The organism is Clostridium sp., assembly GCF_036643715.1.
Lineage (GTDB): Bacteria > Bacillota > Clostridia > Clostridiales > Clostridiaceae > Clostridium.
In genome coordinates, this window is sequence record NZ_JAVXRL010000009.1 from 1 (window position 1) to 14144 (window position 14144).

Below are 14144 nucleotides of genomic sequence, written 5' to 3' on the forward strand. Positions count from 1 at the left end.
AAATAGTACTCTTTCCTCTTCCAGATTCCCCTATTAAACAATTAATTTGTTTATTATCAAGTTCTAAATTAAAGTCTTTTAATACTACTTTAGTGCCAAAACTCTTATTAATATTTTTTAAAATTAATTTACACATCCTCTTGCCACCTATAATACCTTCCTGTTAAGACTTTATTTAATACTTCAAATAATATTGATATAACTGCAATTATAACAATCCATGAAAATATGCCAGGAGTATTAAAGTTCATCTTTTCAAGCTGAACTGCAGCACCTATACCATACTTAGGTTGTCCATGAACTTCTCCAGCAATTACAACTTTAAATGCTAGAGATAATGTTGGTACTAAAACTTTAAGTATATAAAAAATAACATTTGGTATATATACTTTTCTTACTTTCCAACTAAGGGGTACTTCATATATATCCATCATCTCTTCTATTTTTTTATCATTCTTTGTAAGAGTATTTAAAATACCTTCATAAAGAATAGGAAATACTATTGCAACACCAACTACAAAGGGCGCACTATCTTTGTTAAACCATATAAGAGCTAATACAACTAATACTAAAGTTGGAATTGTTTTGCCTATAGAATTTAAAGGTTTCAAAAAATTATTTATAAAGGGGTACAAACTTGAAAGTACCCCTATTATTGTTGCTAAAAGAAGTGCAATTGAAAAACTTACCAAAGTCCTGTAAAAGCTCCACAGCACAGTCTTTGTAAAGTCTTTATTGCATACAATTTCAACTAGTGAAGTATATACCTCTTGAAGCTTTGGAAGGTATATATCATTATTTATATAGCAAGCTATACCTTGCCATACTATTAATAATATAACACATCCAAATAAAATTTGTAATTTACTTTTCCATGTATAATCCGTCATCTGGAACTTTTCCACCTACTGATTTACTATCAAAATCATATAGTTTTTTGAAATAAGTATTGTATTCATTTTTTGAATCCTTAATTGGTACGTATTTTAAATTGGCTTTTTCCATAGCTTTTGCTATTATATCTTTATTTGCTGATACTCCAATTTCTTCACAAATTGGTCCTAGTTCATTTTTATTATCTACAGCAAATTTTACACTATTATCTAATTGTTCTAAAAACTTATCTACAAATTGTTTATTGTTCTTTATTAAATCTTCCTTAACAATAACAGTTGCTTGTGGGAATCCATAATCTGTTTTATTTAATTTTTCCCATTCTTCATTTAAATTCATAACTATATTTAAATCAGGCTTCTTTGCTAAAACTTGGCTTAATGCAGGTTCTGGTACAACTGCAAATTTTGCCTTTCCTGAAAGTATAGTCGGTGCAAGTTCTGTAATTCCATTTAAATAACTAAATGTTACATCCTTATCGACATTTAATCCAAGACTTTTTAATATATCTCTTGTAACTATATCTGGTGTAAGACCCTTTCCGATGTTATATATATCTTTTCCCTTTAGCTCATCTATATTGTTAATCTTTTCAGTTGAAACTAAATAAAATGATCCCCATCCTGTTGTTCCTGCTATTTTATAGCCTACCCCTTTATTATATTGAGTTGCTGCAACATTTGATGGAACTATAGCAATATCAGCATCACCTTTCATAACATCAGTAACAAGGTTCTCTGGTGTTTTCTCTATTGTATAATTAACGTTATACCCATCTTCAATCTTTGGATTATCTTTAATAAGTTTAGCAGCTCCCATAGCTGGCAGACCATCTGGTACAACTACCTTTATTTCTTTAGCTGTCTCTTCTGCTTTCTTATCTGATGTGCATCCAATAAACATGAATACTGACAGTACAACAAGTAAAATACTTGCAATTTTCTTTTTCATAATATCTCCTCCTTTTTCTGTTCTATATATATTATTGTGTTATTACACTGAAAAAATGTATATAGTATATAATCATACTATTTTTATAATTTTTTCGCTTTATATTAAATTATATCAAAAAAAAATATATATCTCTATAAAATTACCATGTATTTAATTCCATTGATATGATTACCCTATATTTAGTAAGTACTTTTAAAATTATAATATTTTTATTGAGGTGATTAATTTATGTATAACAAAAATATTGATGAGGTGCTAAAGGAAGTCTCCTCTGATAGTATAAACGGTCTTACAAATAATGAGGCTAAAGAAAGGCTTCAAAAGAATGGACCAAATAAACTATTAACTAAAAAGCCAAAAACATTAATTAGTATATTCTTTGCTCAAATAAACGATGCAATGATTTATATACTTATTGGTGCTGCTATTATCTCTGCAATAATGGGTGAATATAGTGACTCTATAATAATATTAATAGTAATTTTTATTAACGCAATAATAGGCGTTGTTCAAGAGTCAAAGGCTGAAAAGGCATTATCCGCTCTCAAAAGTTTATCCACACCTAAAGCACTAGTTAAACGCGATGGAGAAATTATTGAAATCCAATCTGAGGACGTTGTTCTTGGTGATATTATTGTAATTGATGCTGGTCGCTACATCCCTTGCGACCTTAGACTTATAGAAACTGCAAACTTAAAAATTGAAGAATCAGCCTTTACTGGTGAATCAGTACCTTCTGATAAGGATGCTACCGCTTTATTATCCGAAGCTGATGTTCCTATTGGTGATAGAAAAAACATGGCATACATGTCAACTCTCGCAACATATGGCAGGGGTTTAGGCGTATGTGTCGGAACTGCTATGGATACTGAAATCGGAAAAATTGCAAAAATGTTAGATGAAGAAAAAGAAGAACTAACTCCACTTCAAAAGAAATTATCCTCCCTTGGTAAAACACTTGGTATTGCTGCTGTTTTAATCTGTGCTTTAATACTTGTAATTGGAGTTATTCAAGGTAGAGACTTATTTGAAATGTTACTTACTTCTATAAGTTTAGCAGTTGCTGCAATACCTGAAGGTCTTCCAGCAATTGTTGCTATAGTACTTGCACTTGGAGTTCAAAGAATGATAAAGCAAAATGCTATAGTTAAAAAACTTCCAGCTGTTGAAACTTTAGGTTCTGTTAATATAATTTGTTCAGACAAGACAGGTACACTAACCCTTAATAAGATGACTGTTAGAAAAATTTACGATAATAATGATTTAGTTAAAGTACCTGACCTTAAAGAACTGAATCAAAATTGTAAAATTTTATTTGAAACAATGATTCTTTGTAATGATGCTACTGCTTCTGACAAAGGTGCTACTGGCGATCCAACTGAAGTTGCACTTTTAGATGTGGGGGTTAGATTCAATTTATTCAAAGATGATTTAAATAAAAAGTACCAAAGAGTTGATGAAGTTCCATTTGACTCTGACAGAAAACTTATGAGTACTTTAAATAAGTATGAATCTGGATTTAGAGTTCATACTAAAGGTGCTATAGATTCATTATTCACAGTTTGTAATTCAATATTATTAAATGGTGAAATCATTTCATTAACATCTGAAATGAAAGATAATCTACTTTCAAAAGCAAACAGTATGTCTGATGATGCTTTAAGAGTCCTTGGAGCCGCTTATAAGGATTTACCTTCTAAAGATATCGCTGTAGATAAAATCGAAGATAGCCTTGTTTTTGTAGGTCTTATGGGTATGATAGATCCGCCAAGAGAAGAAGTTAAAGATTCTATATCTCTTTGTAATAAAGCTGGAATAAGAACAATTATGATAACAGGTGACCATAAAAACACAGCTTATGCTATAGGTCACGAACTTGGAATTTCTGATGATTTTTCTGAATGTATTGAAGGTAATGAACTAAATAAATTAAGTGATGAAGATCTTACTAAAAATATAAATAATTATCGAATATTCGCAAGAGTATCACCTGAGCATAAAGTAAAAATTGTAAAAGCATTTAAATCTTATGGCAATATAGTATCAATGACAGGAGATGGCGTAAATGATGCTCCATCACTTAAGAGTGCTGATATAGGTGTTGCTATGGGAATAACAGGTACGGATGTTGCTAAAGGGGCTGCTGATATGATATTAACCGATGATAACTTTACAACAATAGTCAGCGCAGTTGAAGAAGGCCGTAATATTTATACTAATATTAAAAAGGCTATTACTTTCCTTTTATCTTGTAACTTTGGCGAAATAATAGCTCTATTCGTTGCAATACTACTTAACTGGGCAGCTCCACTTCAACCAATACACATTTTATGGGTAAACTTAATAACAGATAGTTTCCCAGCACTATCTCTTGGTGTTGATCCATCAGATGAAAGTGTTATGGATGACCCACCAAGAAATCCAAAAGAGAAAATATTTAGTAAAGATAATACAGTGATACTAATATTAAACGGTATTACAATTGGTATAGTTACTTTAATTGCTTTCCAAGTTGGACTTAATTACTATAGTGATTCATTAGTTCATGCACAAACAATGGCTTTCGTCGTACTTAGTGTATCTCAACTTTTCTTATCACTATCAATGAGAAGTTTAAGAAAATCAATATTTAAAGTTGGCTTATTTAAAAATAAATTCCTACTGCTTTCAATAGCACTCGGAATTGCACTTCAAATAATAATAATTTCAGTACCATTTTTAGCATCAGTATTTAAAGTGTATCCTTTAAGCATAAACGACTTTGGATTCGTATTCTTAATATCCCTAGTACCACTTGTAGTAAACGAAATAGTAAAACTTTTCATAAAAGACTAAAAAAATACCCTAGTATAACATGTACTAGGGTATTTTTCACTTACTAAATATATAAAACACTTAATTAACTTTAATATATACTTCATTTATATACTATAAGCATAAGAGCTATCTAATAAATCGGAAAGAATATTACAATAAACCTTAGAATTTAAACATTGCTGTATGAAAATTTACGTTAAAAAGATTCAATTGTCCGAGCGTATGCGAGTTTTGAATCTTTAGTAAATTTTCATTAAGGCAATGTTATAAATTCTTGGTGAAATTGTATTAATTCTTGTAGAATTATTAGATAGCTCTTTAATTTATTTTAAGATTGTTCCATTTTCATTTTGTTCTATAATTCCGTCCTTCATTAAGCCACCAAGTGCCATCTTGAAGTAGTTCTTACTTACATTAAATATTTCCTTTATTTCTTCTGGTGTTGATTTATCGTTATAAGCCATAGCACCACCATTAGATTTTAAATAATTAATTATATCTTCTTTAATCTCTTCTCTTGCATCTAATCTCTTTTTTCTTGTTGTTAATCCGATTATACCATCTTCGTATATTCTCTTAACTCTAGCTTCTATTTGTTGTCCTGGGAAAATAGTTTCGAAATGCTCATTTCCAAGTACTATCCCTCTATACTTTCCATCAATAGCAACTTTTATAGTAGTAGATGTTCCTTTACCATATGAAATTGCTGTAACCATTTGGTCAATCTCATATCCTTCACCTTCATCTAAATATCCGTCAACTTCAGTTGTTGCAGCAAGTCTTCCTGTTTTATCTAAGTATGCATAAAATAAGTATTTCTTACCAGTTAACATTTTGAATCTTTGCTCTCTCATTGGAACAAATAAATCTTTATCAAGTCCCATATCACAGAAAGCACCGATATTGTTTTGATCAACTACTTCTAAGTATGCAACCTTTCCAACCTCTATTAAAGGTTTCTTAAGTGTTGCAACTGGTCTATTTTTAGAATCTAAGTATATAAATACTTCTATTTCATCTCCAATTTCAATTTCCTTACCATTTAATAATCCTTTTGGAAGTAATATTTCTTCCTTTTCATCACCTATAAAGTAACCAAAATCTCTCTCTTTTAATACTTCTAGTGTATTGTATTCACCTATTTTTATCATTTTTCCTCCTATGTTAAGCGTACTCTTTGCTTAAACTTATATAATGTTTTGCTGATTGTTTTATACTATCTATTTCTTCTAGTTTTAACTTTCTAACAGCTTTTGCAGGATTACCAAGTATTAGAACTCCGTCTTCAAACTCTTTATTTTGAGTTACTAAAGCTCCAGCTCCTACAATAGAATTTTTCCCAATTTTTGCACCATTTAATATTATTGACCCCATACCGATTAATACATTATCTGAAATAATACATCCATGTATTATAGCCCCATGCCCTATAGTTACATCTTCTCCAATAATAGTTTCATAATCATCATCAACATGAACAACTGAATTTTCTTGTATGTTGCTACCTTTTTTAACAGTTATCTTGTTCATATCGCCTCTAAGTCTTGCGCCAAACCATATATTGCAATCTTCTTCTATATATACATCTCCAATTATTGACGTATCTTCTGAAATGTATGCCTTTTCACTAATTACCGGTGTATTTTCCTTAAAACTTTTAATCATAATACTCATCTCCATGTGAAATTCTTATACCATTTTATCATTTAAACAAATTGTTGTCATTATTTTATGCTATTTATCACTATATATAAGTAATAACAATTTTAAGGATATATTAAATATGGGTAAACATGATAAATGTGACATTAATATTTATAATTTAAAAGATGTAAATATGTTTTATGGCGTGCCAAGCTGTTATACCTCTTATTCTAATGGTATCTCCACTCCCTTCGAAGCTTTTAATTATGGATATCACAATAATTTAGATTTTTTATTTATTACAGATGTAAATAATTTTTTATCAAAAAACATTTCATATAATTCGAAAAATATATCTATGTGGAATTTATCTACATATCTATGTAGGAGATTTTCAAAGAAGAAAGAGAATTTCGTGCCAATGATAGGATTTGAAACAAAAATTATTCCTTATGGTGATATTGATATTATAAATTCAAATACGTTCTTTGTTGGAGACGTAGAAAATATTGAATTACTTATTTTATGGATGCTAAATAACAAAGATGCTTTTGCCATTCTAAAACACCCATTAAAAAGCACTTTAAGCCTTCCTTATAATAACGTACTAAATAAGATAATAACTTCTGTAGAGGTCTGTTATGGAGCTTTAGGTGATAGATATATAAGACGTGATAAGTTCTTCTTCAAATTATTAGATAAAGGTTGGAAATTGGGTACTATAAATAGCCAAAACAATACTAAGTTGGATTTTGGAGATTATGATAACGTAACAGGAATAGTAACTTCAAAGCTTTCAAAATCCAGTGTTATTGACAGTTTCCGTAATAGGCGTACATTCTCAACCGAATCAAGAAGTTTAAAACTCTTCTTTTTAGCAAATGATACTCTAATGGGTGGTCTGTTAAAAGGTGATACTAATAGAATAAAATTTTCTATATTATTAGAAGATAGATATTATGAGATAGTTAAAATAGAAATAATATCTAATGGTGGGGAAGTTGTTCATTCTGTTGATAATTTGAATTTAAATAGAATTAAATACATTTATGAACATATTGTTAACAAAAACCAAAGCTGGTTTGTAATCAAAATTTACCAAGCTTCTGATAAAATCTCTCTAAGTTCACCAGTTTTCATAGAATAAATGAAAAAAAAATCCAAAGATTATCTTTGGATTTTTTTATTTTTCTTTTATATGTTTAGCTCTATTTGGTTTAGCTTTTGGCTTTATAACAATCTTCTTTTCAGTGTTTTTCTTTACTCCACCAGTTTGTTGTATGTCCATAAACCATAAGAAACATAATACAATTACCGGAGTAGCAATTAAGCCTGCTATTGTATTTGGCATTAGACCTGTCATTTGTACAATAAGTAATATAACTGATACCGCAAGTGGTATGTATTTATTTACATGCACTTTTGGAAATACATATTTTCTTAGTAACATATATAATCCACCAACAACAACTAACATAATTAAAAAAGAAACTATAGAAATTAATATACCCATATCCTGTCCTCCTAACTGCGTTTATATAATTAATATTAATTTAAATTACTAATCTTTTCAAGTAGAATAAGTAAAAGATTAATTTTTTTTAAATTATCTATGCAATATATTGACTTTACTATCATTTAATGTAACATTATCAAAATAATAATATTTGTTAATATTTTTAAACATTTCTCATTTTAGCCTTTAAAAAATATTGATTCTTTGATAAAATATATCTTGATTTATAAATTTATTAATTCATAGAGGTGATTTAATGGCTGTAAACCCTAATTTACAATTAGATGATTTAGATCTTCAAATATTAGATTTATTAATAAAGGATTGTAGAACTCCATATTTAGAAATAGCTAGAATATGCCATGTTAGTGGTGGTACAATACACGTAAGAATGAAAAAAATGGAAGACATGGGTATTATAAAAGGTACCCGTATAATATTAAACCTACCAAAACTAGGTTATGATGTTTGCTGCTTCGTAGGTGTATATGTTGATAAAACTTCATCTTTCGAGTCCGTTATTGGCGAACTTCAAAAGATTAAAGAAGTAGTAGAATTACACTTAACTACTGGTAATTACTCAATATTCACAAAAGTTATTTGTAAGAACATAGCTGATTTACAAGAATTATTAATGAATAAGATAAATAATATATCAGGTATTCAAAGAACTGATACTATTATTTCATTATCACAACCTATAGACAGAAATATAACACTTTAATAAAATGAATAATGCTTTCTTAAGATGTTAATACTAAGTAATGAAAAAAAATGTTTTAAGGAAGTGTTTTTTTATGAAATTTCTTGATACTGTAGCACTTTTATTAGTAATAATAGGTGCAGTCAATTGGGGTTTAATTGGATTCTTTGGATTTGATTTAGTAGCTACCCTTTTTGGCGACATGAGTACCTTAAGTAGAATAGTATATTCACTTGTTGGTATTGCCGGACTTTATTCTATATCATTTTTTGCTAAGAGCAAATATGTAAATGATTAATAAGAAAAAAAATCAGTATGGAAGGTATACCCTTCCATATTGATTTTAAAAAAGAATTTTAGGAGGGATTTTATGAGTATAACTAGCCTCATTATATTATTTGCTATATATTCATTTTTGGGATGGTGTGCTGAAGTAATCTACCAGTACTGGACTCAAAAAAAGTTTATAAATAGAGGCTTTTTGTATGGACCGTTTTGTCCTATATACGGTATTTGTATTTTATTAGTTATTAATTTGTTAGAACGTTTTAGTAACAATTTAATTGTATTATTTTTAATATCAACTATTTTAATATCATTTATCGAATATACTACAAGTTTTGTTCTAGAGAAATTATTTCACCTTAAATGGTGGGATTATACAGATGACCCTTTAAACTTACATGGTAGAATCTGTTTTCATTTCTCTTTAGGTTGGGGCCTAGCTACTGTTTTTGCAATTAAAATAGTACATCCTATTTTAATAAATTTAGTAGAATCAATTTCGTTAAGTAGTAGTAAAATTATAATAATTATATTAATAAGTTACTTTACAATTGATTTATTATTAACCTTTATTAAGTTAATAAGCCCAACAAAAACTTCAGAGTTCCTAAAAAGTCATTTTAGAAATTAAAAAGAAGTTAATTAATAAAAGTAAAAGTGCCACATTGAATGTATAACATTTAATGTGGCACTTTTATATTTAAAACTATAATCTATTATAATTTTTTAATTTCTTCAAATAGTTCTAAAGCGGCATTTCTTGGTCCTACCTTTTCTTCACCCTTAACACCTAAACAAGTTCTTAATTGTCCTACTTTCACAGTTCCATCAAACATAGCTTTAAAGTATTTATCTAATAACTTATCTGTTTCTTCTTGTTTCTGTGCTGGTCCAAATGGATTTGCAAAGTATGATTCAACTAACCCTGTTTCTGAAGTTGTTCCCTTTGCCATTCTAGCTCCTGATCTGAATACTTTAATTGCATCCTTCGCATTATCAAAATAACTAATTGATTTTCCGTCCTCTGTTACTTGATCATAATTATTAGCATAATAGAATAAATCTATTTCATAACCTTTAATTATTTCACTATATGGTGCAACTGGCATTACTAGTCTTGCATTTATCTTATCTGGATTCATAAAGATACTTCTATCCATCTCTTTAAATGCATACCCTTGATCTAAATCATCTAATCTTACAAATGCCCCTGTTTCTGTTCCATAACCAAATATCTTTCCATCTTTAAGCTTAAATGTACCCATATCATCGAATATGATTGTCATATTTGAAATATGCTCTTCTCCAAGGGCTCTAAATGCTTCTAAACTTTCTGACTTTCCAGCTCCACTATCACCCATTATGGCAACATTAGCTGTTTTTCCATCTTTTAATGTAATATTTACCATAGCCCCATGAATTGGTAAATTACCTCTTTTTATCATTATTAAATTATGAAGAGTTAATGTCATCTTTTTCATATATCCGAAATAATCAATTTCTTCTGAGTGATTAACATATCCAAGCATAATATCATTTTCTTTGTCATCATAGAAAACAGTTTTAAGTTCATTTTTACTATTTTCGTCAGTAGCTCCAAAGACATAAATCATATCTGGCTTTCTTCCTCTACATTCTTCTTTTCTAGCCATTTCAAACAAGTTACATAATGTAATTCCATGAGCCATATAATCTCTGTGGAAATAAATATATGCTAAAAGTTCCCCAACTTTTGCAGGATAACAGAACCAATGATCTTCATTAATACTTGCGTACTTTAATGGATTTTCTTTGATTTCACTAAACATACCAGTTCTAGTATTTCTCTTAGGATATGTTATAAATGGTGTTTCTAAAAGTATACTATCTATAAATGGTACATTTTCTAAACCTTCATATCCCTTTGGCATTGGCCATAATAATTTATTTATCATAATACATGAATTTCCACCAGCTGGTATTTGTCTAAATACTTTTGGTTGAAGTTCAATTATGTTTTTCTCTACTTTTCTATAAAGACGAAGTATAAGTTTTGATAATGCGTCATTAGCTTCTGTAAAACTAATTTGAGCTAATCCATTCTCAACTCTTCCACCATTAATTAATGTATATCTTTCAAGTCTTCTCCAGAATAAGTATAATTCTTCAACTAATCCTATAAATTCTTCTTTATTCATAAGTAGTTCTTTATACTTTTCATTGAATTCAACTATTTCTTCAACATTCATAACAGTTAAAAATTTAAATGCTCTCATTAAATCAGTTCTTAAAACTAATATGTCTTCTGAATCTAATGCCTTAGATAAATATCTATAACTTAACGTTCTCTTATCCTTTATCTTCCTTAAATAACTATCTAAAACTCTTCTAAATCCATCGCTTTCAAGCACCCCTTCAAATGTAGAACAGTACTTTGCTGTGAAGTTTATTATTACTTTATCATTGCTCATAGAAAACTCTTTTTTCATAATTTTTGCCCCCTCATGAAATTTTCTCATTTAAAAAATTGCATATTTTGCATCATTTCAATCATTTAAAGCCATTATATCATATTTTATGCAATATTAATAACAAAATTTTATCATTTTTATTTTTATTTCATTTTTCCACATAATCCCACAATTCTTTTGTTTCAATTTTATTATTTCTAATATTTATTAAAACTTCATGTGAAGTTACGTTTAAATTAAAATGTGAAATGTGAAATGTAAAGTTTAAAATTCTTAATTTCTAATTCTAAATTTTAAATTCTAAATTTCTCTCCACAATTCACTAAAAAAAAAAAAAGAACTACACTTTACTGCAGTTCTTTTCAACTTATACTATACTCTTATCATGTTATTTATTACTTCATTTCTAACTCTTTCAGTTAGTGTTTTCTCTTCTTCTTTAGTAATTTCACTTGTATAAATAGGCTTTCCAAATACAATTGTAACTTTCCCTGGATTAAATGTCCTGTTATCTTCAAAACATTTTGATGTACCATCTATTGATACAGGAACTATTGGAGATTTAGCTTTAATTGCAAGTTTCATACTTCCCTTTTTAAATTCCTGAACTTCACCATCTTTTGATCTTGTTCCTTCTGGGAATATAGCCATATTATATCCACTCTTTAAATATTCAGCACCTTTATTAATAACTTTGATAGCACTTCTTGGGTTACTTCTATCTAAAGGAACACAATTCATATTCTTAACCCAAAAACCTAGTACAGGTACTTTTAAAACTTCTTGCTTAGCAACAAATCCTATATCTCGTTTTGATGCATATCTTAAAACCGGTATATCTAAAATACTCATATGATTACCAATAAAAGCACATGCTTCTTTAGGTATATTTTCATATCCTTTAATTTCAATATCCATTCCAACCATTTTTATAGTATAAATACACCATTTATAAAAAACGTCTTGTCCATAAGCGAAAGCATCTTTTTCACCTTTTGTTTTATATATGTACTTAAATTTTATTCCTTTTATCCATACGAACATCATATATACAAAATAACCAATATATTTAAATATCTTCATTTACTCACCTCATATTAAAATTTATTTAGTATTATATCACAATATGTAATCCTTTATTATTATACAATATGATGATAAACTAATACAGTATATATTTAAAATTGGAGGTTCAAGATGAAGAAAAATCTAAAAATTCTTTTATCATTTCTATTAATTTTCGCTATTTTTAGCCTTTCTGCATGTAGTACTACTACTTCTACTAATCCTGGTTCTAACATGTTAGTTCATTACATAAATGTTGGTCAAGGTGATGCAGAGCTTATTCAAGTAAATGGTTTAAATATGTTAATCGATGCTGGCCCTGGATCAAATGAGAAAGATTTAATTTCATATTTAGATAAATTGAAAATTAAAAATTTAGATTATGTAATAGCAACTCATCCTCATGAAGACCATATAGGTAATATGGATGATGTTATTAATACGTATGAGATAGGTAAATTCTATGCACCGAAAGTTGAACATACAACTAAAGCCTTTGAGAAAATGGTTACTGCCCTTAAAAAGAAAGATTTAAAAATCAATGTTATAAAAGAAGGAACAGACACAATTGACTTAGGTGAAAATACAAAAGTATCTGTATTCTCTCCAAAAGCTAATTTTAATGACAAAAAGGATTTGAATAATTATTCTCCTATAATTAAAATCCAGTATGGAAATAATTCATTCTTATTCACTGGAGATGCAGAGAAGCTTGAAGAAAATTATGTATTAGATAAAGGTTATGATGTTACGGCTGATGTATTAAAACTTGGTCATCATGGGTCTACTACTTCTACCTCTGAAAATTTCTTGAAAAAGGTTAATCCATCAATTGGTATTATATCTTGTGGTATTGACAATGATTATGGACACCCTCATAAAGAAACATTAAAGAAGCTAGAAAAATATAAAGTTAAAATTTATAGAACAGATAAAGATGGTACCATAACTTTATCTAGTGATGGTAAAAATATAGTAAAAGAGTAACTAAGAAAGAGACTGCTTAAAACAGTCTCTTTCTTTTTTAATTTATAGATAACTCTGCAATAACTGGATAATGATCTGATGGATACCCATTATTTATCATTCTATCGTCAATAGTAACGTTATAACAATCTATTTGATTAGATATTAATATATAATCTATAATACCTCCATCATATCCACCCTTGAAGTCATGAAATGTTCCTTCTATGTTGTGACTTACTTCATTATAAATGTTCTTTATAATGAAATCCCATCCATTATATACTTTTATTATATTAAATACTTCATCATCTAAATGACAATTAAAGTCTCCCATTATAATAAATTCTTTATCATTCTCTTCAAATTTTTTATGTACAAAATCTAATATAATCTTTATACCTTCTCTTCTTGCAAAATCACTTTCATGATCTAAATGAGTGTTGTAAATCATAAATTCTGTTCCATTTTCTTTGTCCCTAAATTCTCCCCATGTACAAATTCTTTCACAAGCGCTATTAAAACTTTTACTTCCTTTTACAGCAGGAGTTTCTGATAACCAAAACTGGCCTGATGATTTAAGATTCAAAATATCTTTTTTATAGAAGATTGAATTAAACTCCCCTAAATTATCGCCTTCTCTACCTTCTCCAATCCATGAATACTCAGTTAATTTCTCTTCTAAATCACCTAACATATGTATAAGACCTTCTTGTATACCTATACACAAAGGATTGTTATCTTCAATAACTTTGCATATCCTATTAGCCCGCTCTCCCCATTCGTTTTCGTTTCCACTAGTAAAATCATACTTTAAATTAAATGTCATAAAATTATTTTTCATAAATCC

General features: G+C 28.5%; 14 protein-coding genes. 6 read left to right on the forward strand and 8 right to left on the reverse strand.

The window, feature by feature from the left end; translation table 11 throughout:
• Positions 1-128: 128 nt before the first annotated feature.
• Entirely contained in the window at positions 129-890 is a 762-nt protein-coding gene (locus RSF37_RS04265) for an ABC transporter permease (protein WP_332563154.1), read from the reverse strand.
• Positions 865-1845 (reverse strand): ABC transporter substrate-binding protein, encoded by a 981-nt coding sequence (locus RSF37_RS04270; protein ID WP_332563155.1) that lies wholly within the window; start codon positions 1843-1845, stop codon positions 865-867. Before RSF37_RS04270 ends, RSF37_RS04265 begins: the two co-directional genes overlap by 26 nt.
• A 231-nt stretch (positions 1846-2076) precedes the next feature.
• On the opposite strand from RSF37_RS04270, the gene RSF37_RS04275 reads away from it, so the two are divergent.
• Complete coding sequence (locus RSF37_RS04275) at positions 2077-4683, forward strand: calcium-translocating P-type ATPase, PMCA-type (RefSeq protein ID WP_332563156.1); 2607 nt, start codon at positions 2077-2079, stop codon at positions 4681-4683.
• Between the two features lie 305 nt (positions 4684-4988).
• Here the strand turns inward: RSF37_RS04275 and RSF37_RS04280 are convergent, their stop codons facing one another.
• The gene (locus RSF37_RS04280) at positions 4989-5816 is read right to left on the reverse strand and encodes a CvfB family protein (RefSeq protein WP_332563157.1); all 828 of its coding nucleotides are present in this window, start codon (positions 5814-5816) and stop codon (positions 4989-4991) included.
• Positions 5817-5829: 13 nt separating this feature from the next.
• Complete coding sequence (locus tag RSF37_RS04285; RefSeq protein ID WP_332563158.1) at positions 5830-6330, reverse strand: gamma carbonic anhydrase family protein; 501 nt, start codon at positions 6328-6330, stop codon at positions 5830-5832.
• A 118-nt stretch (positions 6331-6448) separates the two neighbouring features.
• Here RSF37_RS04285 and RSF37_RS04290 point away from each other — a divergent pair, with 118 nt between their 5' ends.
• Positions 6449-7456, forward strand: a complete 1008-nt coding sequence (locus tag RSF37_RS04290; RefSeq protein ID WP_332563159.1) for a histidinol phosphatase — start codon at positions 6449-6451, stop codon at positions 7454-7456.
• Between the two features lie 36 nt (positions 7457-7492).
• On the opposite strand, the gene RSF37_RS04295 is transcribed toward RSF37_RS04290, so the two are convergent.
• Positions 7493-7822 (reverse strand): hypothetical protein, encoded by a 330-nt coding sequence (locus RSF37_RS04295; RefSeq protein WP_332563160.1) that lies wholly within the window; start codon positions 7820-7822, stop codon positions 7493-7495.
• A gap of 259 nt (positions 7823-8081) precedes the next feature.
• On the opposite strand from RSF37_RS04295, the gene RSF37_RS04300 reads away from it, so the two are divergent.
• The 3 genes from RSF37_RS04300 to RSF37_RS04310 all read left to right on the forward strand — a co-directional run bounded on the left by RSF37_RS04300 (position 8082) and on the right by RSF37_RS04310 (position 9444).
• Entirely contained in the window at positions 8082-8549 is a 468-nt protein-coding gene (locus tag RSF37_RS04300; RefSeq protein ID WP_332563161.1) for an Lrp/AsnC ligand binding domain-containing protein, read from the forward strand.
• A gap of 73 nt (positions 8550-8622) precedes the next feature.
• Complete coding sequence (locus RSF37_RS04305; protein WP_332563162.1) at positions 8623-8826, forward strand: DUF378 domain-containing protein; 204 nt, start codon at positions 8623-8625, stop codon at positions 8824-8826.
• A gap of 72 nt (positions 8827-8898) precedes the next feature.
• Positions 8899-9444, forward strand: a complete 546-nt coding sequence (locus RSF37_RS04310) for a putative ABC transporter permease (RefSeq protein WP_332563163.1) — start codon at positions 8899-8901, stop codon at positions 9442-9444.
• Between the two features lie 85 nt (positions 9445-9529).
• Here RSF37_RS04310 and RSF37_RS04315 read toward each other — a convergent pair whose 3' ends face one another.
• Both RSF37_RS04315 and RSF37_RS04320 read right to left on the reverse strand, forming a co-directional pair.
• Positions 9530-11281, reverse strand: a complete 1752-nt coding sequence (locus RSF37_RS04315) for a phosphoenolpyruvate carboxykinase (protein ID WP_332563164.1) — start codon at positions 11279-11281, stop codon at positions 9530-9532.
• Positions 11282-11635: 354 nt separating this feature from the next.
• Complete coding sequence (locus tag RSF37_RS04320) at positions 11636-12346, reverse strand: lysophospholipid acyltransferase family protein (protein WP_332563165.1); 711 nt, start codon at positions 12344-12346, stop codon at positions 11636-11638.
• Positions 12347-12460: 114 nt separating this feature from the next.
• Between RSF37_RS04320 and RSF37_RS04325 the strand changes: the two genes are divergently transcribed.
• Positions 12461-13315 (forward strand): ComEC/Rec2 family competence protein, encoded by an 855-nt coding sequence (locus RSF37_RS04325; protein WP_332563166.1) that lies wholly within the window; start codon positions 12461-12463, stop codon positions 13313-13315.
• Between the two features lie 37 nt (positions 13316-13352).
• Here the strand turns inward: RSF37_RS04325 and RSF37_RS04330 are convergent, their stop codons facing one another.
• Positions 13353-14138, reverse strand: coding sequence for an endonuclease/exonuclease/phosphatase family protein (locus tag RSF37_RS04330; RefSeq protein ID WP_332563167.1), 786 nt, complete (start codon positions 14136-14138; stop codon positions 13353-13355).
• Positions 14139-14144: the final 6 nt, after the last annotated feature.